The sequence below is a fragment of the Mesorhizobium sp. B2-3-12 genome (assembly GCF_006442205.1).
Classification (GTDB): Bacteria; Pseudomonadota; Alphaproteobacteria; order Rhizobiales; family Rhizobiaceae; genus Mesorhizobium.
Genome location: NZ_VFVR01000018.1, coordinates 14,146 through 36,342, shown reverse-complemented (window position 1 = coordinate 36,342; position 22,197 = coordinate 14,146). Strand labels below are relative to the sequence as shown.

The 22,197-nt window shown below is 59.2% G+C and carries 24 protein-coding genes; 8 read left to right on the top strand and 16 right to left on the bottom strand.

Annotation, left to right across the window (positions count from 1 at the left end):
• Positions 1-39 precede the first annotated feature (39 nt).
• The 10 genes from FJ948_RS28715 to FJ948_RS28670 all read right to left on the bottom strand — a co-directional run bounded on the left by FJ948_RS28715 (position 40) and on the right by FJ948_RS28670 (position 11,224).
• Complete coding sequence (locus tag FJ948_RS28715; RefSeq protein ID WP_181173866.1) at positions 40-807, bottom strand: class I SAM-dependent methyltransferase; 768 nt, start codon at positions 805-807, stop codon at positions 40-42.
• An 11-nt stretch (positions 808-818) separates the two neighbouring features.
• Positions 819-4,439 carry a rhamnan synthesis F family protein gene (locus tag FJ948_RS28710; RefSeq protein ID WP_181173865.1) on the bottom strand — a complete coding sequence of 1,207 codons (3,621 nt, stop codon included), beginning with the start codon at positions 4,437-4,439 and terminating at the stop codon, positions 819-821.
• A complete protein-coding gene (gene rfbD / locus FJ948_RS28705; protein ID WP_140710451.1) occupies positions 4,436-5,341 on the bottom strand; it encodes a dTDP-4-dehydrorhamnose reductase in 906 nt (301 codons plus the stop codon). Before rfbD ends, FJ948_RS28710 begins: the two co-directional genes overlap by 4 nt.
• Positions 5,338-6,408, bottom strand: a complete 1,071-nt coding sequence (rfbB, locus tag FJ948_RS28700; RefSeq protein WP_140710473.1) for a dTDP-glucose 4,6-dehydratase — start codon at positions 6,406-6,408, stop codon at positions 5,338-5,340. The genes rfbD and rfbB overlap by 4 nt, the downstream gene beginning before the upstream one ends.
• A 29-nt stretch (positions 6,409-6,437) precedes the next feature.
• Positions 6,438-6,992, bottom strand: a complete 555-nt coding sequence (gene rfbC / locus FJ948_RS28695) for a dTDP-4-dehydrorhamnose 3,5-epimerase (RefSeq protein ID WP_140710449.1) — start codon at positions 6,990-6,992, stop codon at positions 6,438-6,440.
• On the bottom strand, positions 6,993-7,874 hold the full coding sequence (gene rfbA / locus FJ948_RS28690) for a glucose-1-phosphate thymidylyltransferase RfbA (protein WP_140710447.1): 882 nt from the start codon (positions 7,872-7,874) through the stop codon (positions 6,993-6,995).
• A gap of 150 nt (positions 7,875-8,024) precedes the next feature.
• Positions 8,025-9,365, bottom strand: a complete 1,341-nt coding sequence (locus tag FJ948_RS28685) for an O-antigen ligase family protein (RefSeq protein WP_140710445.1) — start codon at positions 9,363-9,365, stop codon at positions 8,025-8,027.
• Positions 9,362-10,621: a hypothetical protein gene (locus tag FJ948_RS28680; protein ID WP_246677648.1), complete on the bottom strand. Its 1,260-nt coding sequence runs from the start codon at positions 10,619-10,621 to the stop codon at positions 9,362-9,364. The genes FJ948_RS28685 and FJ948_RS28680 overlap by 4 nt, the downstream gene beginning before the upstream one ends.
• Complete coding sequence (locus FJ948_RS28675) at positions 10,509-10,934, bottom strand: hypothetical protein (RefSeq protein WP_246677647.1); 426 nt, start codon at positions 10,932-10,934, stop codon at positions 10,509-10,511. The genes FJ948_RS28680 and FJ948_RS28675 overlap by 113 nt, the downstream gene beginning before the upstream one ends.
• A gap of 50 nt (positions 10,935-10,984) precedes the next feature.
• A complete protein-coding gene (locus tag FJ948_RS28670; protein ID WP_140710443.1) occupies positions 10,985-11,224 on the bottom strand; it encodes an AbrB/MazE/SpoVT family DNA-binding domain-containing protein in 240 nt (79 codons plus the stop codon).
• Positions 11,225-11,364: 140 nt separating this feature from the next.
• On the opposite strand from FJ948_RS28670, the gene FJ948_RS28665 reads away from it, so the two are divergent.
• A complete protein-coding gene (locus FJ948_RS28665; protein WP_140710441.1) occupies positions 11,365-11,958 on the top strand; it encodes an SOS response-associated peptidase in 594 nt (197 codons plus the stop codon).
• Here the strand turns inward: FJ948_RS28665 and FJ948_RS28660 are convergent, their stop codons facing one another.
• Positions 11,959-12,201, bottom strand: a complete 243-nt coding sequence (locus FJ948_RS28660; protein WP_140710439.1) for a hypothetical protein — start codon at positions 12,199-12,201, stop codon at positions 11,959-11,961.
• Between the two features lie 61 nt (positions 12,202-12,262).
• Complete coding sequence (locus FJ948_RS28655) at positions 12,263-12,925, bottom strand: hypothetical protein (RefSeq protein WP_140710437.1); 663 nt, start codon at positions 12,923-12,925, stop codon at positions 12,263-12,265.
• A 117-nt stretch (positions 12,926-13,042) separates the two neighbouring features.
• Here FJ948_RS28655 and FJ948_RS28650 point away from each other — a divergent pair, with 117 nt between their 5' ends.
• Both FJ948_RS28650 and FJ948_RS28645 read left to right on the top strand, forming a co-directional pair.
• Entirely contained in the window at positions 13,043-13,252 is a 210-nt protein-coding gene (locus tag FJ948_RS28650; protein ID WP_140710435.1) for a hypothetical protein, read from the top strand.
• Positions 13,253-13,714, top strand: coding sequence for a hypothetical protein (locus FJ948_RS28645; RefSeq protein ID WP_140710433.1), 462 nt, complete (start codon positions 13,253-13,255; stop codon positions 13,712-13,714). It begins immediately after the preceding gene.
• A gap of 22 nt (positions 13,715-13,736) precedes the next feature.
• Here the strand turns inward: FJ948_RS28645 and FJ948_RS28640 are convergent, their stop codons facing one another.
• Both FJ948_RS28640 and FJ948_RS28635 read right to left on the bottom strand, forming a co-directional pair.
• Positions 13,737-14,549, bottom strand: a complete 813-nt coding sequence (locus FJ948_RS28640) for a class I SAM-dependent methyltransferase (protein WP_140710431.1) — start codon at positions 14,547-14,549, stop codon at positions 13,737-13,739.
• 105 nt (positions 14,550-14,654) lie between these two features.
• Positions 14,655-15,680, bottom strand: coding sequence for an NAD-dependent epimerase (locus FJ948_RS28635; protein WP_140710429.1), 1,026 nt, complete (start codon positions 15,678-15,680; stop codon positions 14,655-14,657).
• A gap of 372 nt (positions 15,681-16,052) precedes the next feature.
• Between FJ948_RS28635 and FJ948_RS28630 the strand changes: the two genes are divergently transcribed.
• Positions 16,053-17,681 carry a fatty-acid--CoA ligase gene (locus FJ948_RS28630; protein ID WP_140710427.1) on the top strand — a complete coding sequence of 543 codons (1,629 nt, stop codon included), beginning with the start codon at positions 16,053-16,055 and terminating at the stop codon, positions 17,679-17,681.
• 78 nt (positions 17,682-17,759) lie between these two features.
• Positions 17,760-18,545, top strand: coding sequence for a DUF1499 domain-containing protein (locus FJ948_RS28625; RefSeq protein WP_140710425.1), 786 nt, complete (start codon positions 17,760-17,762; stop codon positions 18,543-18,545).
• A 59-nt stretch (positions 18,546-18,604) separates the two neighbouring features.
• On the opposite strand, the gene FJ948_RS28620 is transcribed toward FJ948_RS28625, so the two are convergent.
• Complete coding sequence (locus tag FJ948_RS28620; RefSeq protein WP_140710423.1) at positions 18,605-19,513, bottom strand: MBL fold metallo-hydrolase; 909 nt, start codon at positions 19,511-19,513, stop codon at positions 18,605-18,607.
• 115 nt (positions 19,514-19,628) lie between these two features.
• On the opposite strand from FJ948_RS28620, the gene FJ948_RS28615 reads away from it, so the two are divergent.
• The 3 genes from FJ948_RS28615 to FJ948_RS28605 all read left to right on the top strand — a co-directional run bounded on the left by FJ948_RS28615 (position 19,629) and on the right by FJ948_RS28605 (position 21,268).
• Complete coding sequence (locus FJ948_RS28615; RefSeq protein WP_140710421.1) at positions 19,629-20,219, top strand: biotin transporter BioY; 591 nt, start codon at positions 19,629-19,631, stop codon at positions 20,217-20,219.
• Between the two features lie 162 nt (positions 20,220-20,381).
• On the top strand, positions 20,382-20,735 hold the full coding sequence (locus FJ948_RS28610; RefSeq protein WP_140710420.1) for a hypothetical protein: 354 nt from the start codon (positions 20,382-20,384) through the stop codon (positions 20,733-20,735).
• Positions 20,736-20,878: 143 nt separating this feature from the next.
• Positions 20,879-21,268, top strand: a complete 390-nt coding sequence (locus FJ948_RS28605; protein ID WP_140710418.1) for a DUF427 domain-containing protein — start codon at positions 20,879-20,881, stop codon at positions 21,266-21,268.
• Positions 21,269-21,292: 24 nt separating this feature from the next.
• On the opposite strand, the gene FJ948_RS28600 is transcribed toward FJ948_RS28605, so the two are convergent.
• The gene (locus FJ948_RS28600; protein WP_140710416.1) at positions 21,293-22,048 is read right to left on the bottom strand and encodes a polysaccharide deacetylase family protein; all 756 of its coding nucleotides are present in this window, start codon (positions 22,046-22,048) and stop codon (positions 21,293-21,295) included.
• Positions 22,049-22,197: the final 149 nt, after the last annotated feature.

Genomic DNA, 22,197 nt, shown 5'->3' with positions numbered 1-22,197 from the left:
TTGCGTCAACGACCGTAGTTAAAAGCCACAGGCTCGGCTTCACGAGGGCTCAAGCACAAGGACGTCCTGTCCATCAAGCCGATTTTCGAAAGCCCCGGACCAACCACCGCGGATCACAGACGCTCGCAGCCTGAAACCGGCAATGTTAATCATTTCCAACCATTTATCCAATGTGTAAGCGACCGCACCAAGTGGAAAAGTCAGATTATTAATTCTGCAACCGTCCGAAATTTGGTGCTCGAAACGAAGATCAAATATCGTCAAATTAGTTTCTCGCGCTTTATCCAAAATCAAATCATCGAATAGGAAAGTTGTGGCATAGACAAGTCCATCCTTCTTAATCGACCTCCTGAATTCTCTAAGATAGTGTATTATATCATCCTCAAACATATGCGTAAAAACGGAGAATAGAAATATTCTATCCACAGATTCGTTCGATACTGGAAGATAAATGTCTTTTGTCGTGATAGTCCCATGAGGATTGTGGAGTTGATCCTTAACATCAAAATGAACAAATTTGCAATTTGGGGACCGCTTGGAAACATGGTCAGTACACCACTCTATAGACGGTCGAATTATATCGACCCCCATATAAGCCCCCGAAGTCAAAAATGAACTGAGTGGGATTGCATCGCGCCCAATACCGCAACCTATTTCAAGAAGCTTCTGATCCGGCTCGATAGCTACATGCTTCTTTAAAGACAAAAAATGCTTATCGGATATTTCTTCGAATGTCTCAGGGCCACCGCCCGTCAACATCATAAGATGAATGGGAATCTCGTACCCCCGAAAATTAAATGTATCCACTTTGACTCCATTCATAGCGATGACCGCAATCTGCCTGCGAGCTCGGCAGGGTCGTATCTACTTCCGACAAGGGGGATTTCCCGTATCTCTTCTCGCTTCACCACGCGTCCAATATTCTCTTCAGCTGCCAGGGCGCACTTCTCAAGTGCGGCCGCGACCGTATCGGGCGTTACGTGATCAAGCCCTATTAGGTTCGGACTTCTCGCGGAGATGTTCTTTGTATCATAATTGTTGGAGATGGTGATAAGTCCGGCATGAGCCATTTCCAGCGGGGGGTAGCTGGGATGCGGGGATATCATCAGAGATATCCCGACACTCGCTCGACTTAGATATGCAGCATATTCTTCAAGGCTGACCTTGCCAGGAACGGCACTATTTTGCACCGGCCACACTTTTGCCATCTCAAAAGCTTCCCCAAGGAAGACTACCTGCCACTTGCTGGCGTTGGTAGGATTTCGCTGTTGCCATAGCGACAGGCCGTCAACGATTATTTCAAAGCAATTTCTAGCCGCACTGGGCCTCCCATAGCACAGGATGATCCGCTCCTTGGGGACAGGCCTAATTTTGTGCTCGATCGTCTCATTGATACGGAAAGGAACGACGACCTGATCTGTCCGCCCAAATCTGCGATTCATAAACGAGGACAGCTCCTCAGAATTCACCAGAGCAACAACATTCTCAGCCAAATTATACGTAGACTCTGCAATCGCCCACCGCGAGGACCATTGGACAAAATTCGACTCGTAATCTTGTATGAAATACACCGCGCCCGAGCTGTGCCCAAATGCCATTTTCTGAAAACTTGCTATTGAAGTCCGAAGATATTCCGACCACCAAGCCGTCGATATAAATATGTCATCCCTACGAACATCCAAGCCAAGAGCTCGATCAAAAGCATCAAAAATTACAGCGCGGCTCCCTAAAGGATCCAACGTATATTTTGGAAAACTCGCCAAATGATTTTTTTCTACTGGAGAATCCAGAACTACGATCCTCTTGTCAAAATCAGGTAATCTAGACCAAATTTCCTCAAATATCTTTAAAGCAGTGGATATTCCACCAAATACCCACACCGGGTCTATAGTGGGCAGAAGCAAGTTAATTCGGGGCTTCGCGTTACTCGACTTCGTCATTCTCAAAGGACGAAGCTCGCCGTAGCTTCTACTCAGGGAGAACTCGGACCGCCCTGGCTCATCAAAAAGTGGTACATAAATTTTCTCCAGCAGCTTGACGTCGGTTGGCTTCTTCAGCGTCAGAAGTGTCTCCGATGGAGAGTCAATACCACTCTGAATCTTTAGCCAATGAAATCCGGCGCATTCCGCAAAATGTAGATAGCTGCGCTCGATCGCATGCGCCAAAGTACCGTCGACTTGGCCGTCCTCTTCGGGAAACTCGTCGAACGTCAGCCCTAGATCTAGAAGAGGCCTGATGGCAGCCGACCGCCCCCAAAACATGGAGCCAGAAGGAAACTCCAAGACACTGTCCTTGCTAAGATCCCATTTGGCGCGCCGCAAAAGGGTTTTTGCCGCTTCGAAGTCGAACCCCCAATTAAGCATAGCGCGAACAGGGCCAAAATGCTGAGGATAGATTATCCCGACATTTTTGTCAGACAAGAAAAGTGAAAAAATAGAGCGAACAACGTCCTTGGAGCCGATAAGGTTGCCTATTAGATAAGATCGCCAATTCTCCAGATCAGACAAATGCGGTGATTTTTTTGTATGTAAGTGGAGGAAAAAATCATGCTTAACGTAGATATCGCGAAAACCAACGATCTTTGGGGCGACATCTCTTCCTTTGTTCTCGAAAATTCTAATTTCTACGTTGCTCAATCCATGACTTGAGCACATGGAGCTTATTATCTGCTTTTTTTCCTCATCTGTCGTTGAGACATACAGCTTGAAGTCTGCCTCAATGTTTTCCAGCGATGCAAGAATTTCCGGGAACAATTCCACATAAAATGCGTGAACTACAACGGCAATATTCTTCGGCAGCACGACCTTTGATGCCCAGGCCAGGGGTATCCGAATCGCGATATCCCGTTCGGGCAAAGGTCGTCTAGCGTTTGTTGCACCAATTTCATTGGTTAAATGAAAGGAAGACACAGTTCCAGATATATCCGTCTTTTGGTACTGCTTGGCATCCCGCCTTCTCGCGACAAACTTTCTTGTTCTCTCCAAAACAGAAACGATCCCGTCGTCCCTCGAAACAACGATTACACGATTTAGCAAATAGCGAGCACTTTTCATCTTACGCAGGCCAGTCCCTACGACAAACCGCTCGGCCGAAAGCCCCACTGTTTTTGCCACACGAAACGGGGCCATCAGCTTCCACGATCTACTTTTCTTCATCTCCGAAATTGTTTCAATTGCATGCAGCAATTTGTTTTTCTCATCCGAGATAATCAGGTTTTTCTGCTCAATTTCATGATCTCTTGCGTCGATATCAGCGCGCAGCTTGTCAACTACCGCTTGCCGGGTTTCAGCTTCCGCATTTTCTCGATCCATCGTCCTCTGAGACTCTTGCAGTGCCTTCCCCAGGTCCCTTGAGAATTTGGCCTCCAGTGCGACGCCCTTCGCACGCATCCTTTCGACCTCGGCCCCCATCTTTTCATTTTCTATAGAGAGTTGATCCGCTAGCGCTTGCGCTTCCGCTTGCACCATTGACATCGCCTTGATGCGCACATTCATTTCAGGGAAGGATGCATCGCCAAAGATTGAGCTTGCACGATCAAATGCGACTCGTACGGCATCAAGCCGCGCCATCGCCACTTCGTCATTGGCGCTCTTACCAAGATCCGTCAGCGCGCCGTACGCCTCTTTGACCCAGTCAGCAACGCGCGGATCGGCATCAAGAAGGTCCGGGCTGGCCGTGAAGTGCTGATGGTCCGCCGAGAAGTGCGTGGACAACAATGCATGCCATTCGACGGCTGATGTTGGCCAGTCGATTTTAAGAACGTTGGTGATCTCGTCGATTCCCGCGCGCCAATCGCCAAGCATGGCCTCATAAGAAACAAAGATGCGGGGATAGTTCCTGGTGGCGCGCTCGGCCTCCAGTTCATGGCGCAACCAAAGAAGAGAACTGAAACCTGTCGTGAATCCGTCCCTGTTAGCCAAGGAAGCAACTACAGCCAGCGGATTACGCTCGATGAGCACGTACCGCACGTCGATGCGCATTCGTTCCAGTATGTCCGCGTAAAGCGGTACGAAGCGCGAGATACGGGGCTCCTTGAGGACGAACAGCGGCGCACTGCCATATTCCTTGTCAATCAGTCGGGCAATTTCGGCTTTGTAAAAACGTAAGCGCGCCGCGCCCAAGTCGCTTGGATCAAAGGCGCGCCAATCATCCCAGCTACTTCCTGCCTCGGCCAACATCTGGTCGTGCAGTTCGATAAGGCGCTCCGGCTCCCAATGCCCTGCCGGGTTCGAGGGATTGGCGCCCAGCAAATTCTTCGGAAGTTCGGCGCCGAGCAGGCTGATTGCCCTCGTCAGCGCGCTGGTGCCCGAGCGATGCATGCCGAGCACCATGATGCAGGTGCGCTTGGCAGCCTGTGGCCCTGCTTTGCGTGTTTTCGGCGCCACCTGATCGCCGGGTGTCGCGTCCTGCAGATTTTCCGCCGAAGGGTGCTTGTTCATACGGTCAGCGCCTGTTTGGTCTCGCCTACCACCAGCCGCACCACCTCCCCCGTCGACTCCCGCCAGCCGGGCGCCGTCCATGCGAACACGTCAGCGAATTTCGCGCTTGAAAGCCGGGAATTGGCGGGGCGGCGCGCCTTGGTTGGGTAGTCCATCGTCGTGATATCCCGTACCCGCGCCCAAGGACCACCAAACTTCAAGCTTGTGTCCAGGATATGACGGGCAAAGCCGCTCCAGTTGGTCTCGCCGGTGCCGGCCAGATGATAGGTGCCGAAGGCGGCGGCGTCGTTGTTGCGGTGCAGCATGCTCGCCGCATGCAGGATCGCGTCGGCGATATCAAGGCCGGATGTGGGATTTCCCCGTTGATCGGCCACTACCGAAATCTCGTCGCGGTCGGCCGCGAGCCTGAGCATTGTCTTCACGAAATTCTTGCCAAACGGGCTGTAGACCCAGGCGGTGCGCAGGATCAGGTGGCTTGCATTGGCGGCGGCCACAGCCTGTTCGCCGGCAAGCTTGGAGGCGCCGTAGACACCGAGCGGCGCCGTCGGGTCGATCTCGACATAGGCGTCGGCCTTGGTTCCGTCGAAGACATAGTCGGTCGACAGATGAATGACCGGCACGCCCAGTCGCGCCGCTGCCTCGGCCACCTTGCCGGCGCCGGCCGCGTTGACCGCAAAGGCCAGATCGGGCTCGTCCTCGGCCTGGTCGACTGCCGTATAGGCGGCGGCCGACACGACGATGTCGGGCTTGACGGCGGCGATGGCGTCGATGACCGTCGCGGGTTTCGCGAGGTCGAGTTGCGGACGGCCGATGGCGACGACCTCCACGCCGGCGCGCGCCTGGCCGGCCTCCAGCAGGCTCGCCGCGACCTGGCCGTCCCGCCCGGTGACGAGGAGCCTCATGCGCCCACCTTGCGAGCTTCGCCCAGTCTTTCGCCGGCATAGCGCTGTTCGCGGATCGGCCCCCACCACCATTTGTTGTCGAGGAACCAGTCGACGGTCCTGGCAAGGCCGCTGTCGAAATCCTCCCGGGGCGTCCAGCCGAGTTCGCGGCCTATCTTGGAAGCATCGATGGCGTAGCGGCGGTCGTGGCCGGGACGATCGGAGACGAAGGAGATCAGCTCGCGATAGCGCCTGCCGCCAGCGCGCGGACGCCTGGTGTCGAGCAGGTCGCAGATCGTCTCGACGACGGCAAGGTTGGTACGTTCCGAATTGCCGCCGACATTGTAGCTCTCACCCGGATGCCCCTTGGTGGCGACCAGTTCCAGGGCGCGCGCGTGATCCTCGACGAACAGCCAGTCGCGCACATTGGCGCCGGCGCCATAGACCGGCAGCGGCTTTTCGTCGAGCGCGTTGAGGATGACGAGCGGGATCAGCTTTTCGGGGAAATGATAGGGGCCGTAATTGTTCGAACAGTTGGAGAGCACGACCGGCAGGCCGTAGGTTTCGTGCCAGGCGCGCACCAGATGGTCCGAGGCCGCCTTCGAGGCGGAATAGGGCGAGGACGGCGCGTAGGGTGTCTCCTCGACGAACATGCCGCCGTCGAAAGGCAGGTCGCCGAACACCTCGTCGGTGGAGACGTGATGGAAGCGGAAGCGGCTCTTCCTGTCATCGGACAGGCCGCGCCAGTATTCCAGCGCGGCATTGAGCATCTTGTAGGTGCCGACGATGTTGGTCTCGATGAAGGCGCCCGGTCCATCGATCGAACGGTCGACATGGCTCTCGGCGGCAAGGTTCATGACGAGGTCGATGTCGTGGCGGCGCAGGATATCGAGCACCGCCCTGTCGTCGCAGATATCGGCCTGGGCGAAGCTGTAATTATGGGCATTCTCGATCGGCCGCAGCGAGGCCAGGTTGCCCGCATAGGTCAGCTTGTCCAGATTGGTCACCCGGTAGGCCGGATTGGCGCACAGATGCCGGCATACCGCCGAACCGATGAAGCCGGCACCGCCCGTCACCAGAAAATTCAAGCCGCCGTCCTTATGCACCACACGCTCCATCAGGCGAACACCTCGGCCGCGGCCAGCGCCGGCGCCTTGAGGTCCTTGTCGGAAAGCTGGAACCCGCCGGCCAGCGACGGCCATTCGATGCCGATGGCGGGATCGTCGAAACGGATCGACCGGTCATGCTCGGGCGAATAGGTGTCGGTCACCTTGTACAGCACCTCGGTGTCGGGCACGAGCGTGACGAAGCCGTGCGCGAAGCCCTTCGGCACCAGGATCTGGTTGCCCTTGTCGGCCGACACTTCGAGGGCGACCCATTTTCCAAAGGTTTGCGAGGCGCGGCGGATATCGACCGCGACATCGAGAACGCTGCCTCTGACGACCCGCAGCAACTTGTCCTGGGCGCGCGGCGCGAGCTGGTAGTGAAGCCCCCGCAAAACGCCCGCGGCGGCGGAATAGGAATGATTGTCCTGCACGAAAACCAGGTCGATGCCGGCCTGCGAAAAGCGCTCGACATTGTAGGTTTCCATGAAGAAACCGCGGGCGTCGCCGTGGCGTTTGGGAACGATTTCCAGCACCCCGTCGATACCGAGGGACCTTATCTCCAGCATCTAGCCCTCCGATAGATCGGCAACGCGCCGGCGCAGATAGGCAGCGTATTCGTTCTTGCCCAGGCGGGTCGCGCGCTCCAGCACCATGTCCGCCGTCAGCCAGCCCTGTTCGAAGGCGATCTCTTCCGGGCAGGCGACCTTGATGCCCTGGCGGTGTTCGATGGTGCGCACGAAGGAAGACGCCTCATGCAGGCTGTCATGTGTACCGGTATCGAGCCAGGCATAGCCGCGACCCAAACGGTGGACATGGAGCTGGCCGCGTTCGAGATAGACGTTGTTGACCGCCGTGATCTCGATCTCGCCACGCGCCGAAGGGCGGATGGTCGGGGCGATGTCGACGACGGCATTGTCGTAGAAATAGAGCCCGGTGACGGCCCAGTTGGACTTCGGCTTTTGCGGCTTCTCCTCGATCGTCAGCGCGGTTCCGGTCACCTTGTCGAAGGACACCACGCCATAGCGTTCGGGATCCTCGACATGGTAGGCGAACACCGAAGCGCCTGTCTGGCGCGCTGCCGCGGCGCGGCAAAGCTGCGACAGCCCGTCGCCGAAATAAATGTTGTCGCCCAGGATCATCGACACGCTGTCCTTGCCGATGAAATCGCGGCCGATGATGAAGGCTTCCGCGAGACCATTGGGCCGCGGCTGCTCGGCGTAGGACAGCGCCAGTCCGAAATCCGACCCGTCGCCCAGCAACCCCTGGAAAGCCGGCAGGTCACGCGGCGTCGAAATGATCAGAATCTCTCGGATGCCCGCGAGCATCAGCACGCTCAGCGGATAATAGATCATCGGCTTGTCGTAGATGGGGAGAATTTGCTTAGAGACTGCTAATGTTAGCGGATAAAGACGCGTTCCACTGCCTCCAGCAAGGATAATTCCTTTCAAGAAGCTCTCCTCGACATGCCAAAGCCCCCCGGCCCTGAATGCCCGTGCTTAGGTTTCATGCATTGGCTTGTCAATGCGGCACGGGACAAACGCGTTGGCCATGTCGGATAGCGGCCATCGACCGGCCCTTCCGTCCCAATCCGCCTTATCCTACCTCGGCGAGGCCGAGGCCCTGACCGGGACAAGCAGATTGTCATCGTCATGGCGGGAGGCCCTGGCCATTTCGTTCCTCTGGTTGAGCCGATTGGCAAAACCGCTGTGAAACACAATAGCATTCAAATAGGCGAACGTCATTGCCAGGGCGGCGGTACGCAAGGGGTAGTCGACGAGAGAGTGAACGAGCAGAAATGATATCGACAGAAAAGCGGCCTTCTGCAACGGTTCTCCGCGAATTCTGAAGGACGATGCCGATAGAAGCACCGTATAGGCAACCATCAGCAAGGCAACTGGCGCGCCGCCCTCCAGCACCAGTTCCAGATAGTCGTTGTGCGCATGATTTACATAGGATTTGAAGATCATGCTGCTTTTTTCATAGATCTGATAAACCTTCTGGAAGGACCCAAATCCGACGCCGGTGGCCCAGTTCTGTTCAATTCCCTCAATCGTGGTCCGAGCGAATTCGGCCCTTCCGAATGCCGGGTCGACCACTTTCACATCGATCTTTGCCCAGGCGCCGATCGTGTAGATCGAAAGACCGATGAAAACAGCCAGGATGCCATAGCCACCAGCTCTGGTGCGGGCCGACAGGAAGACCACGGATATGGCGGTGATCGCCAGCCCGATCAGAATGCCGGCCCGCGAGCCGGCGGCCAGAAGAAGCAGCAGGAGTGTCACCAATCCGAGCGCTCCTGACAGGAGGTGACCGCGGAACAGGCCGTAATAAACGACGAAGGGGATGGAGACGAAAAGCAGGGCCGAGAAATGGTTCTGATTGGCAAAGAGACCCGCATTGATCGTAAACGGCAGCAGTCCCTCGATGGCAACGGTATCGGAGAGCGAGTACTGGATCGCCGCCGCCAGGCCATTGCAGATCACTCCCATGAAAAAGAACGGCAGCAGACCATGGACCTGCTCGGCACGCAGGCGCAGGACGCCGAGGAAGAACGCGGCGGCGGCAATGAAATAGAGCATGCACTCGATGGTGCGCCCTACCCCGACACTGACGAAGCGCCACCGTGTCGCGCCATCCAGCCATGGATCCGCAAGCAGCACGCCGGGCCGCAAACCCTCGAGCAGGGTCGCTGGCAGCGGCATCAGTTGAAAACAAAACACCGCCACCACAAGAGCAAGCAACCACAAGATAGCGCGAGGAATGGCCTGTTGAGCCGGTCGCGAGAGAATGACCGCCGCGGCGACGATCGCCGCGATCTCGATCAGCGTCTCGGTGTAGAGGCCGCTCGCGGTGCCGCCGCCGATCAGCAGGGACAGAAAGAGGACAGATCCAAGCAGATATTTGTCCCACTCCGCGGGTCGTCGCGACCGTTCTCTCACGACGATATTCTCTCGATGCTCAATTTGTGCATGACCAACGTCCCGACATATCGAAACCGCCAACTCTCGGCGATCGCCGCCGTTTCCAATCTCAGCAACTGCATCGGGCACGCAGCCGGTTCAATCGTGAAGTCGAGGCTCAGGCTTCGCCTGCTGAAGGTGCCTTCCGGGATGTTGAAGCGCGCCATTTCGCGTGATGGGTCGACGCATCTGAGCGACCAGAACAAATCCTTTGGCAGTTTGAGGTTCGTGGCCGAAGCGTTCAGGGAAATCCTGTAGGAGCCCGGAGGCAGTTCGATGAATTGCTGAAGCGCCGCGTTCTTGACGGGCGTGTTCAGAAATCGAAGCGTCGCTCCGCGGTCGCTTTCACCCGCGTCCTGCAATCCGGAGAAAGTGATCTCCAGACCCGAGCGGTCATGTACCACCCAGTCGAATGGCTTGCCGCTGTGGACCGGTTCGAAGCCGCCATTGAAAATATACCCACCCAGTTTCCGCTCCTCATCCGACAGGCTGAAGAGAAAGAGCCGATAGGCCGAGCCATATTGCTTCTGCTTGATATAGCCATCGATCACGGCCGACAATTCGTTGGAGGTTGGAGGAGCCGACGACCCCGCGAGATCCAGCAGCAACTGGTTCGCGGCCGCCAAGCCTTTGGGGTTCTGGCCAAGGGTCGAGAAAAGCTTGCCTAGCCACGGAGCTTCCGCCCGGATGGCGGCGAGCACGGCCCCGTATCCCCGGGAATTGGAGAGAATGGCCGGCCAGCCGGCAGCCAAGGCCGAAAACTGATCAGGCCACCGGCGCAGCAAGATATCGATCTCGACCACGGCCCTTACCAGGTCGCCCGCCTCGACGGACCGGTCGATGGATCTCCGCAACGCGTGTATTTCGGTCTTGGACAGCATTCGCGCCCGATCAAAGAACTCGAACGCCTGATCCGTTTCGCCCTGGCGGTACTTGATCTCACCGATCAGGCTATAGAGGCGCGCATCCGCGACATCGAACCGAAGCGCATTTCGAGCCTTTGCGCCCAACCCTTGGAGGTCGGCATGGTCGTTCGTTTGATTCAGTTGGCCCGTGATTTCGCCTATCAAGGCATCCGCGTTCAACGGATCCAGCGCGAGAGAGACGCTGGGCGCCGCGGTTTCAAGAAGACGACTTAGCCCGATCGACGAAGCCATCAACACCAGAACGGAGGCGGCGAACCAAACGCCTGAACGCAGGAGCATTTGCATGCGCGGGCTGGTCTGCTCCACCATCGACTTTGCCCTCAATTTTCGGGGTACCGTATTGGTAATATTGGTAGTTCATATATTTGTAGGCGTAGTTGTAATCGAACTTGTTCACCTGGAATTTCGACATCGCGGCCCCGATGACATTCGCCCCGGCCGCCCGCAGCCGTTTCAGGGCCGTTTTGGCTGATTTGCGGGTTACCTGGTTGGTGGAAATGACCATCAACGTGCCTTCGGCAAGTCGGCTGAGGATCGGCGCATCCGAAAGGCCGACGACCGGCGGCGCATCGATGATGACCAGATCGAATCGCTTGCCGAGATTGGTGATGATCAGCGCCATTTTCGGCGAAGAGAGCAGGTCCGCCGGGTTCGGCGGTATGGTCCCCGATGTCAGGACAGTGTCGCGCCACGCATCAGCGCCATGATCGCGTCGGTTGTAAGCCCCGCGCCGGCGTGACCGCGCAACCTGGCGAAGCGGGTTGCATCCGGTCTTTTGTCCACGCGAGTAAGCACAATAGTTCCATCAGCAGCGCGGCGGAAATCGACCCGGCTCCCGGGGACGATACCCAGGAGATCGCGGATCGGCTTCGGGATGGTAACTTTTCCCTTCGTAGTGACGACGACGCTCATCCTGATTTCCAGTGCTTTCGAGGTGAGAAGGTGTCCGAGGGCAGCGCCTAGGCGGAATGAACGAGTCCTGCTTACAGTGCGCTTTTCATGGAGCCGCGAGTTGCCCTATCATGTCAAGATTGCCCGTGACGGAGCCTTACATGTGCAATGACTACGAGCAGCATGTCGCGTGGGCTGAATATTGCCGAATGATGGCTTCGCTCGCGCTCAAAATTCCCACACACCAGACCGAACTCGATTTGCCACAGGCCGACGACGTTCGCATCAATGATCCGGCTCCCATAATGCGCAGCACTGGCGAGGCCATCGAGCTTGCTTCGATGACGTTCGGGTTTCCTCCGTCCGGCCCAAAGGGCGGCCCTGTGTTCAACTTCCGCTCGGAAGGTCGGCAGTTCAGCAACAGCAAACGGTGCCTCATTCCGGCGTCAGCCTTCTTCGAATTCACGGGCACGAAGTATCCTAAAGCGAAACATCGCTTTACGCTGAACGGCTCGCCGTTCATGGCTGTTGCAGGGCTCTGGCGCGATGCGGTCGGCAACAAGCCACCTACCTTCACCATGCTGACGACCGAGCCCGGACCCGATGTCGCACCGTATCACAATCGCCAGGTCGTTGTACTTCAGCCTGAAAATTGGTTGGCCTGGATCAATCTGACAAAGCCGGAAGCCAAGCTATTGCAGCCGCTTCCGGCCGGATCGCTGACCGTCGAGACAGTGCGCCCCGAACGATCGTGATCAGTTACGCAGAATATCGGGTACTCTCAGGGGGCCGAGTTCCAGAATGCGTTCGTATTCGCCGGTCCGACGCCAGACACCCTTGGTTCGGCCATTCTCCCGGTCCTTCGCAGGATCGAATAAGGTACCGCGAAAGCGATCGCGGAAAGCCTTTGCAAACGCCTGATCAGCGAAACAGTGCAGTCGCCACTGCTCATATTTGCCATTCGACCAAATCGCCTGCACTTGCCGGGTATGTGGCATGACGCCAAGCTCCTGACAAAATTCCGTAATTTGCGTAAGGTTTCGATCAACGCATAGATCATCAGGCAATGCGACCTGGTACGGCCAATCGCGATCGATGACCGACGGTGCTGGAATGGAGCGGCTGCGCTTCGGCATTTGTCGGCTTTTCGGTTGCCGCCTCAAGAGCGTTGATCGCATCGTACACGGCTTGTCGCTTGGGCTCGATCGGCTCGTCGGGATGAAATCTCGCAAGCTCCAGGGTAGTATAGGCAATCGTTACCGCCGCGATCAGATCTCTTGGGTCATCATCGACATCGAGCGTCAATCTTTCAGCCAGCGTCCCGATTTCCGAAAAATTCAAATATTCGCCCTTGCCATCCTGCGCCGCAGTCAGGGCGCGGAGCATGGAGAGCGCGGTCGGTCGATCTGCGAGCTGCGTCGCAGGATCGTCCAGCAATCGCAGATCAGCAGTAAACGGCCGCCTCTCTTCGGGCCAATCGGCGCAACATGCATCAAGCGCAGCATTAGACGCCTCCATCCAGAGGTTGGCCGCCGCATGCTCCATTTCAGAAGGTTCGTTATCTTCCGGGAAACCGTTGATATCCCATCCTTCGAGGGCGAACATGCCCTCCGCTGCTTGTAACGACGTAATGCCTGCACGATCCAACACAGCCTGTGCGGCCGCTATTCCCCGCGAAATTTCCTCCGGCGTCGCGCCCTTCATCAGCAAAAGCAGGTCCATTCTTGCCTCCACTAGTTAGCCCGTCATTGTGAACAAAGCGGGAACAAATGTCAAGAGCGCCTTGACGAAACAGGAATATGTTCCTTATTCCTGTACGCACCGGAGCAGGAAATGACCATGAGACAGCGCCAGATCGCGCCGATCGGCGAAGCCATGTCGGATTTGGAAACAGCGGCACAGCAGGCTATTGCCGCCGCTGGCGGCGACCCAGTGATCGCGTTGCTCAACCTCATGGCCCGGAACCTGGAACTGGAACGTGAACTTGCTCTGTCACGCGTTGCAGTTTCGAATGGTTTTTCCCGCGGCTGGCACAAGGCACGGCCCTAGATGACAGACACGGCCGAAGACAATTTCAGGATCGAGGTTTGGGACCGAGAGGAAAAGACTCATCTCGAAACAATATCTCGATCCCCGGACGCGATGGTCAGCCAGGCCGCTTGGCAGGCGGCTATCCGGCGCCGTCCTGGCATGCTGCTGATCCACTACAACAGCCGCCACGTCATGGAAAAGATTCTCACGCCAGGCGGAGTGAAGTTCCCCCCGCAGATGATCATCGAAGGCGGCATTCATGTCGGCTTGGATGTCGCGCTTGGCGACCTTCGCGAATGGCACGAGCTGCGCGCACGCTGCAAAAGCTGCTCACATCAAGCCCAAGTTAAGCCGTCCGGGCTGATCCGACGATATGGCAGCGGCGCTCTATTACGCTCCGTTGAGAGGGCGCTTTTCTGCACAGGTTGTGACAGAGGTGGCCCAGTTCAAATTGAGATCCATAGACTACCAAGGAACTGACAAAGACGGCCTTGCGGGATGTCTAGGCCACAGCCACGATTACATGTGCCTGAATTTTGGCGGAAACTTCGCCATTGCCATGTCTGTCGGCGATGGCGGATGCGGCGTGATCGGTAGCAGCGTCCAGTTTTCCAGGGTCCCTGGCCTCGATTTCGTTGCGAAGCGGAGTGCCCTGACAGTAGGCGACGGCAGGAACGCGCGGTGAAGATGCACGGCTTTGTTCTGCTCTCGTCTCGATGACAATTTGGGAGAAACCCGCCGCCTCCACGTCGCGACGGATCAACGCCTTATCGTGGTAGCCGTGCGGCGTGCGCGCCAGGAAGCGCGGCGGATCGTCGGGAAAAATCCGCGCGAGGGCATTCGTGACATCATCGGCGAATACATTCTCTTCGATACGATCCCACACGTTGAACAAAAACCGGCCTCCCGGCTTCAGGACCCGCCTGGCTTCGCGGTAGGCAGAACTGCGATTCGGAAAGAACATGGCACCGAACTGACAACAGACGAGATCGAAGGTCGCATCTTCAAACGGCAGAGCCATCGCATCCGCCTGGCGCCATTTGATGCGGCTGTCGAGTGTCTGTCGCGAAGCGGCGTAGTCGAGCATCGACTGGTTAAGGTCGGTCACGACATAGCTTGCATCCGGGGGCAATCCTGGCGTCAATGCGCGGGTGACGACGCCGGTGCCCGCGGCGATTTCCAGAACAGCGCCGGGAGACAAGGCCACGGCACGTTGCGCGATATCCGCGGCGAACGGTTCGAATATCAAAGGCACCATGTAACGGTCGTAGTTTTCCGGGACCGAGCCCGCGAACAGCTTGTCAGTTTCCAACATGGCAATCCCCACCGTCTGATGATTTGGGAGGTTAGCACATATTTTTGGTCCTGGCCTTTTCGACCGAGACCCAGTCTCGACGCACCCAAGAGGGCGTTCACCTGCTTAAAGCCGTCCAAAATAGTCCTGGTACCACTCGACGAACCGCCCGACCCCGTCCGTGACCGAGGTGCGGGGCTGGTAGCCGACCGCCGCTTGCAGCGCCGAGGTGTCGGCGAAAGTGTCGGGCACGTCGCCGGCCTGCAGCGGCAGAAGCTCGATCACGGCCTTGCGGCCAAGGGCAGCTTCCAGCGCCTCGACATAGGCCGTCAGCTTCACCGGATTGCTGTTGCCGATGTTGAAGATGCGCCAGGGCGCACTGCTGGTCGCCGGGTCCGGATGGCTGGAATCCCAGGCCGGGTTGGCCGTGGCGGGGCTGTCGCTGGCGCGGATCACGCCCTCGGCGATGTCTTCGACATAGGTGAAGTCGCGCGTATGGTTGCCGTTGTTGAAGAGCTTGATCGGCTCGCCGGCCAGAATGCTTCTGGTGAACAGGAACAGCGCCATATCCGGGCGCCCCCACGGGCCGTAGACGGTGAAGAAACGCAAGCCTGTGGTGGGCAGGCCGAACAGATGGCTGTAGCTGTGCGCCATCAGTTCGTTGGCACGCTTGGTGGCGGCATAGAACTGCAGGGGATGGTCGGCCGGGCGATGCTCGGAAAACGGCATGTCGGTGTTGGCGCCGTAGACGCTGGAAGTGCTGGCATAGGTCAGGTGCCCGACACCGCTGCCGCGACAGGCTTCGAGCATGTTGGTGTAGGCGACAATGTTGCTTTCGACATAGGCGCGCGGGTTTTCCAGGCTGTAGCGAACGCCGGCCTGGGCGGCGAGATGGATGACCCGGTCGAAGGCATGGTCGGCGAAGCACCCGTCGACCACGCCCCTGTCGGCGAGATTGCCGTGGATGAAATGATAGCCGGCATTGGTGCCACGGCTCGCCTCGGACAGCAGCCGCAGCCGCGCCTGCTTGATACCGGGATCGTAGTAATCGTTGATGCTGTCGATGCCGACAACCTCGTCGCCGCGCTCCAGGAGCCGCCTGGCGACGTGATAGCCTATGAAGCCGGCGATGCCGGTGACCAGAATCTTCATCAGAAGCGCCCGTCCGTGACGTCCCTCGGGAACAGACCCTTGATGTCGTAGATTATGCTGGGGTTCTTGCAAAGCGTTTTCAGGCCGAAACTGCTGGTGTCCGACAGCGACGATGACGCCATCATCGCGTTGCGCGGGCATTTCCTGCTGCGCGACGATATCGGCCACTTTGGAATTCCTCAGATCCGGACAGTTTTTCTTGAAGGCGGCGCCCATGAACAATCCAGCTGCCGACTACAGTCTGTCCGAGCCCGGAGTAGTCCGGACCCGATGCACGGTCGCGGGTGGCTGGACAATTCGCCGGTTCGCTTCACAATGCGACCAAAAGCGTGAAGCGAAAAGCTCGGGCGAACAGCGTGAGGGAGGATCGGCATGCTGGGACTGATGCAGGAATGGCCGCTGCTGTGCCACAAGCTGATCGACAACGCCGAGCGGCAGCATGGTGCGCGCGAGATCGTGTCGCGCTCGATCGAGGGGCCGATCGTGCGCACCACCTACGCCGACATCCATCGTCGTTCCCTCAAGGTCGCCCAGCGCCTGGAGCGCGACGGTTTTGCCCTGGGCGACCGCATCGCGACGCTGGCCTGGAACACCGCCCGCCACATCGAGGCCTGGTACGGCATCATGGGGATCGGCGCTATCTACCACACCCTCAATCCGCGCCTGTTTCCCGAACAAATCGTCTGGATCATGAACCACGCCGAGGACAAGGCGGTCTTTGTCGACCTCACCTTCATCCCGTTGCTCGAGAAGATCGCTGGTGCCGTCAAATCGCTGAAAAAGGTGATCGTGCTCACCGACAAGGCGCACATGCCGCAAACGACCCTGCCCAGCGCCGTTGCCTATGAGGAGTGGCTTGAAGAGGTTGATGGCGATTTCGCCTGGAAGAGCTTCGATGAAGGCACCGCCGCCGGCATGTGCTACACGTCGGGCACGACGGGCGATCCCAAGGGCGTCGTCTACAGCCATCGCTCGAACGTGCTGCACGCCATGATCGCGGCCATGCCCGACGCCATGGGCCTGTCGTCGCGCGACACGATCCTGCCGGTGGTGCCGATGTTCCACGCCAACGCCTGGGGTCTTGGCCAGAGCGGCCCGATGATCGGCGCCAAGCTGGTCATGCCCGGCTGCAAGATGGACGGCGCCTCGATCTATGAGTTGCTCGACCAGGAGAAGGTGACCTTCAGCGCCGCCGTGCCGACCGTATGGATGATGCTGCTGCAATATCTTGAGGAGACCGGCAAGGCGCTTCCCCATCTGGGCAAGGTCGTGATCGGCGGCTCGTCCTGCCCGCGCGCGATCATGACGAAATTCCAGGACAATTACGGTGTCCAGGTCATCCACGCCTGGGGCATGACCGAAATGTCGCCGCTCGGCACGCTGTGCACCTTGAAGCCGGACTATGCCGGCCTGGACGGCGAGGCTCGGCTCGACGTCCAGAGCAAGCAGGGTTACCCGCCCTTCGGCGTCGAAATGAAGGTGACCGATGATGAGAACAATCCGCACCCATGGGACGGCAAGACATTCGGCCGGCTCAAGGTGCGCGGCCCGGCGGTCGCCCGCGCCTATTATGGCGGCGCGGGCGCGGAGCAGTTCGACGAAGACGGCTGGTTCGATACCGGAGACGTCGCTCATATCGATGCCGGCGGCTACATGCAGATCACCGACCGCGCCAAGGACGTCATCAAGTCAGGCGGCGAATGGATTTCGACCATCGACCTGGAGAATCTGGCCGTCGGCCACCCCGATGTAGCGGAAGCGGCGGCCATCGGCGTCCAGCATTCGAAATGGGGCGAGCGGCCCTTGCTGGTCGTCGTTGCCAAGCCGGGCAAGGAACCGACCAAGGCCGAGATTCTGGGTTTCATGGATGGCAAGGTGGCCAAATGGTGGATGCCGGACGACGTCGCCTTCGTCAGCGAGATACCGCACACCGCCACCGGCAAGATCCAGAAGATCACCTTGCGTCAGCAGTTCAGGGACTATCGCTTGCCGACGGATTGAGGGGATGTTGCGTGTTTCGGCTTCAAGCGGCCGCAAAAAGGCACTAAACCTCCGTCCGGGTTGGGGCAGCAGAGAATAATGGTTAGCATTCCCGAACGGCAAACGTCGAAGGCCGCCGGCTGGTCGCGGCGCACGGCCGCCTTTTCCGCGGTGCTTTTGCTGACAAACTTTGTCGGCCATCGCTTCGGCCTCGTTGAAACGCCGGTGTTCCTGTGGGTGCTGGGCATTGTCGCCCTGCTGGCGGCGCTGGCGCTGCTGTTCGCCGGCCTGGCCTTTGCGAGGCTGTGGAATTTTGGCGACCGTGGCGGCCGCGATCTCACCGTCGGCGCCTTGCTGGCGCTGCTGGTGCTCGCCCCTTACGGCGTCGCCGCCTGCTGGGCGACGATCTATCCGCCGCTGCGGGACATCTCGACCGATTTCGATGAACCGCCCGCGCTCGATGTCGGTGACCGGACCCAGGACATGAACGTGCTGTCCCCGTCGACGCCGGGTGAGCAGACGTTGCAGACCGACAGCTATCCATTGGTCACCGCCCGAAGCTATGACCTGCCGTTCGAGACCATCGTCAACGCCGTCGAAACGGTGCTCGACCGGCGCGGCTGGGACCTTTCGGAGCCTTATCCCGACCTCACCGGACAGACGGAGGTGACCATCACCGCCATCGCCTCGAGCTTCGTTCTGGGCCTTCCCGCCGACGTCGCCATTCGCGTTACGGATGACGGCGACACTGTCATTGTCGACATGAGGTCCGCCTCGCGTTACGGGCGCCACGACCTTGGCGACAACGCCGCGCGCATCACCGATTTCCTGGCGGAACTGGATCAGGAAGTCGCCGGTCAGGTCGGCGCGGCCCCGGCCCAGTAGCCATTTTTCAGCAAATTGCGCGCCACGAAGGTAAGGCTGACGCGTCGTGGCACACTCGCCTATCGGCCCGGCGTGAAAATGCCGTCCATGGCGGGAGATGCCTCCGTCGCCACCACGCCGCGCGCCACCAGATCCTCCAGATGGGCAAGTACCGACAGTCCAGCGGCGCCGTGCAGGCGGGGATCGGTATCCCTGTAGATAGCCTTGACCATGTCGGGGATCGTCCTGTCGCCGGCTCTGATCCGTTCCAGTATGGCTCGTTCGCGCATCTTGCGATGGGTCTTTAGTCCGCGCATGAAAGCGCGCGGCGCCGTCACTGGTCCGCCATGGCCAGGCAGCAGCAGGCGATCGCCGCGCTCGATCAGTTTGTCGAGGGATGCCATGTAGTCCGCCATTGCCCCGTCTGGCGGCGCGACGATGGAAGTAGCCCAGCCCATTACATGATCGGCTGAAAACAGGATGCCGGTGCCTTCCAGCGCGAAGGCTGCGTGATTGGCGGTGTGGCCGGGCGTCAGCACCGTCCGGATCGCCCAGCCGTCACCGCTGACCAGTTCGCCGTCCGGCAATGCGATGTCGGGAACGAAAGCGGTGTCGGCGCTGGCGTCGAGGGCATTGGTTTCCCGTAGATGCAAGGGTCTTGCCGGCCGGTGCGGTCCCTCCGCCAGCACCTTAGCGCCGGTGCGCTCCTTCAGCCGGGCCGCCAGCGGGGAATGGTCGCGATGCGTGTGGCTGACGAAAATGTGGCTGACCGGCCGGCCCGCGATCACGTCAAGCAAGGTCTCGAGATGCGCCTCGTCATCGGGGCCGGGATCGATCACCGCCAGCGTGTCGCGTCCCACGACATAGCTGTTGGTGCCATGAAAGGTGAAGGGGCTGGGGTTGCGGGCCGTTACGCGTTGCACGCCGGGGGCCACGTCTACCCCTTGGCCATAGGCGGGGTCGAAACTGGTATCGAATCTGAGAGCCATGTCGGCACATTGTCCCCGGAACGGCAAAACCGATTGCCGCATAGCACGCAAGCCAATATAGGAAAACGCAAGACCGCGTTTGTTGGATCGCGGCCAGATTGGATTGGGGAAGACCATGACTACCGCAACGACGACGCGCCCGCTTGTTTTTCTGGCCATGCCGCAAGACGGCGCGGCGCGGCTAGCAACGCAGTTCCTCCTGGCGATCGCCGGGACGCTGCTCTTGACCCTTGCGGCCAAGACCAGGGTCGTGCTGGGGCCCGTCGATATCTCGATGCAAACGCTAGCCGTCTTCCTGATCGCCGCCGCCTTCGGCATGCGGCTCGGCGTCGCCACCTTGCTGCTCTACATGGCGGAAGGCGCGATGGGCTTCCCGGTCTTCCAGGGCACGCCCGAAAAGGGCATCGGCATTGCCTACATGCTCGGCTCGACCGGCGGCTATCTCGCCGGCTTCGTGGTCATGGCCGCGATTGTCGGCTGGGCCGCCGACCGCGGCTGGGACCGTCATCCGATCAAGCTTTTCAACGCCATGCTGGTTGCCGAAGTCATCATGATGGCGATGGGTTTTGCCTGGCTGGCGCTGCTGATTGGCCCGGAAAAGTCATGGCAGTTCGGCGTCGTGCCCTTCATCGTCGGCGACCTGATCAAGGTTGCGCTCGCGGCCAGCCTCGTGCCGGCCGTCTGGTCGATGCTGAAGCGCGCCTGAGATCTGAGGCCTCTGCCGCCATTCTAATGGCAGGGGCTTCAAATACATTGCTTAAACTCTCGTGATCGGATCGACCGCGGAAAGCGCCACAATCCGGCCATCGTCGGCGTTAAGTTTCGTTAACGGGCAAAGGGGTGCGATTGGCGACTGAAAGAGGTTCGCATGGACGCGCTCGACGATAAGGTTCTCGAGAGTACGCTTGCCGAAAGCCTGGCCGATCTGGTGCCGGACGAGAAGACCGTTTCCGAAGACGAGTTCGTCGAAGTTGTCGGCGGCGCGCTCGAAGCGGTCGGCGGTACCTTGCTGTTCAAGATGTGCGTCCAGAACGAAGGGGAAGGCCAGCACGTCGCGGCGGCATCCGTCGGCGATGGCGGCAATCGACAGTTTCTGCTGCTCACCTTGCCGACCGGCGGCGGGGCACTGAAAGTCGAGACCGTTTCGAGAAGCAACAACCCGGTGGCTGGCATCGCGGCCGCCTATGCCGGGCTGATGGACGCCTTCAAAACCGCCGCCTGAATTTCCGCGGCGCCGCCAAGCCAATGCCGCGCCATCCGGGCGCACGGTTTTTGTTTTGCTTGTGACTGCCGGCCTTGCGCAACCCGACCGTCCACCACACTTAAGGTTGGGCATATTTAAGGTCGGGGCAAGAAGGAACCAGCATGGACAAGATCGCCAACCCCGCACCGGGCTTCCAGCGCAATCCCGACAAGATAATCACGATAGAACCCTATTCCGGTACCGTCACGGTGCGTGCCGGCGATACTGTCATCGCTTCGTCCGCGAAGGCGAAGGTGCTGACGGAGGCCCCCTACCCCGCCGCCTTCTACATACCGTTCGACGACATCGATTTCGACAAGCTCAGCCGGACAGAGCACGCGACCCACTGCCCCTACAAGGGTGACGCGAGCTATTGGAGCGTGCTGCCGGCGGGCGAAGCGGGCAAGGACGCGATGTGGGCCTATCGCCAGCCTTTCGATGAGATGACCGACATCCGAGACCACGGCGCATTCTACGCCAGCAAGGTCAGCATCGAAGCCAAGCCGGACTGAGCAAGACCGGTCCAGCATCGCCGGTCAGTCGGTGGTGCCGTGATTGCCCGTCCCGTCGGCGTCGTCGAGCCGCACGAAGGTCATGCCCTTGTCCTTGAGCGCCAGCAGGCCCTGCACCACGCCTTCGCCGGCGGCATGGGTCGGCTGGTTGATGTGAGAGATGATGACGTCGCCATCCTTGGCAGCGGCGATACGCCTGGCGGTTTCCTTGGCGCCGAGCAGCGAGCCGCCATCGCCATTGATCGAGAAGCCTGCAATCTTGAAGCCGAGCTTGCGGATCATCGCGATGGCCGAGGGACTGTATTCGGCGGTTGCGCCGCGGAACCATTTCGGTGCCGGCTCGCCTGTCTTGGCGAGCGCGGCGGCACCCGATTCGACCTCGGCGAGGACCGCTTCCGGGCTACCGGCGCTGCGTATGCCGTAGATCTTCTGTGGCGTATCGACCGCCGGGATATGGCGACCGCCATGATTTTCCAGTTCGAACAGCTCGGGATGCGCCCGCATGATCGCGACGGCCTCGGCGTTACGCTTCAGCCAGATGCCGGTGACGAAAATGGTGGCCGGTATCTTGTTGTCCACCAGCGCCGAGAGAATCCGCGTGTCGGTTTTGCCGCCACAGGCATCGAGCGTGAGCGCGACGCGGCCGGCTCCGCTTGCAGCCGGCTTGATGTGCAGCGTGGGTTCGACCAGCGGCGCGGCCTGGGCGGAGGATAGCTGGGCGCTAGATATCAGCGCTACCGACACGGCGATCATGCAGAGTTGTTTTGGCAGCAGACGCATCAAACCAATTTCCCGACCGGCGATTTCAAGCCGCTATCCCAAAACCCGTATGAAGGCGGAAATCGGACGATGGATAGCAGAAAAACGTCTGGCGCGGCAATTTGACCTCCCCGCTTGGGTGACGCGCCATCTTGCGACAGTCTCGCCGA

Excerpts from the sequence above, each read along its gene's own strand:
- FJ948_RS28710 (WP_181173865.1), bottom strand. The coding sequence starts at position 4,439 with ATGAACAAGCACCCTTCGGCGGAAAATCTGCAGGACGCGACACCCGGC.
- FJ948_RS28670 (WP_140710443.1), bottom strand. The coding sequence starts at position 11,224 with ATGAGCGTCGTCGTCACTACGAAGGGAAAAGTTACCATCCCGAAGCCG.
- FJ948_RS28600 (WP_140710416.1), bottom strand. The coding sequence starts at position 22,048 with ATGCGTCTGCTGCCAAAACAACTCTGCATGATCGCCGTGTCGGTAGCG.
- FJ948_RS28625 (WP_140710425.1), top strand. The coding sequence starts at position 17,760 with ATGGTTAGCATTCCCGAACGGCAAACGTCGAAGGCCGCCGGCTGGTCG.
- FJ948_RS28680 (WP_246677648.1), bottom strand. The coding sequence starts at position 10,621 with ATGGTGGAGCAGACCAGCCCGCGCATGCAAATGCTCCTGCGTTCAGGC.
- FJ948_RS28620 (WP_140710423.1), bottom strand. The coding sequence starts at position 19,513 with ATGGCTCTCAGATTCGATACCAGTTTCGACCCCGCCTATGGCCAAGGG.
- FJ948_RS28655 (WP_140710437.1), bottom strand. The coding sequence starts at position 12,925 with ATGGACCTGCTTTTGCTGATGAAGGGCGCGACGCCGGAGGAAATTTCG.
- FJ948_RS28675 (WP_246677647.1), bottom strand. The coding sequence starts at position 10,934 with ATGGCGCTGATCATCACCAATCTCGGCAAGCGATTCGATCTGGTCATC.
- FJ948_RS28660 (WP_140710439.1), bottom strand. The coding sequence starts at position 12,201 with ATGCCACATACCCGGCAAGTGCAGGCGATTTGGTCGAATGGCAAATAT.
- FJ948_RS28665 (WP_140710441.1), top strand. The coding sequence starts at position 11,365 with ATGTGCAATGACTACGAGCAGCATGTCGCGTGGGCTGAATATTGCCGA.
- rfbD (WP_140710451.1), bottom strand. The coding sequence starts at position 5,341 with ATGAGGCTCCTCGTCACCGGGCGGGACGGCCAGGTCGCGGCGAGCCTG.
- FJ948_RS28650 (WP_140710435.1), top strand. The coding sequence starts at position 13,043 with ATGAGACAGCGCCAGATCGCGCCGATCGGCGAAGCCATGTCGGATTTG.
- rfbC (WP_140710449.1), bottom strand. The coding sequence starts at position 6,992 with ATGCTGGAGATAAGGTCCCTCGGTATCGACGGGGTGCTGGAAATCGTT.
- FJ948_RS28610 (WP_140710420.1), top strand. The coding sequence starts at position 20,382 with ATGGACGCGCTCGACGATAAGGTTCTCGAGAGTACGCTTGCCGAAAGC.
- FJ948_RS28615 (WP_140710421.1), top strand. The coding sequence starts at position 19,629 with ATGACTACCGCAACGACGACGCGCCCGCTTGTTTTTCTGGCCATGCCG.
- FJ948_RS28645 (WP_140710433.1), top strand. The coding sequence starts at position 13,253 with ATGACAGACACGGCCGAAGACAATTTCAGGATCGAGGTTTGGGACCGA.
- FJ948_RS28630 (WP_140710427.1), top strand. The coding sequence starts at position 16,053 with ATGCTGGGACTGATGCAGGAATGGCCGCTGCTGTGCCACAAGCTGATC.
- FJ948_RS28635 (WP_140710429.1), bottom strand. The coding sequence starts at position 15,680 with ATGAAGATTCTGGTCACCGGCATCGCCGGCTTCATAGGCTATCACGTC.
- FJ948_RS28640 (WP_140710431.1), bottom strand. The coding sequence starts at position 14,549 with ATGTTGGAAACTGACAAGCTGTTCGCGGGCTCGGTCCCGGAAAACTAC.
- FJ948_RS28605 (WP_140710418.1), top strand. The coding sequence starts at position 20,879 with ATGGACAAGATCGCCAACCCCGCACCGGGCTTCCAGCGCAATCCCGAC.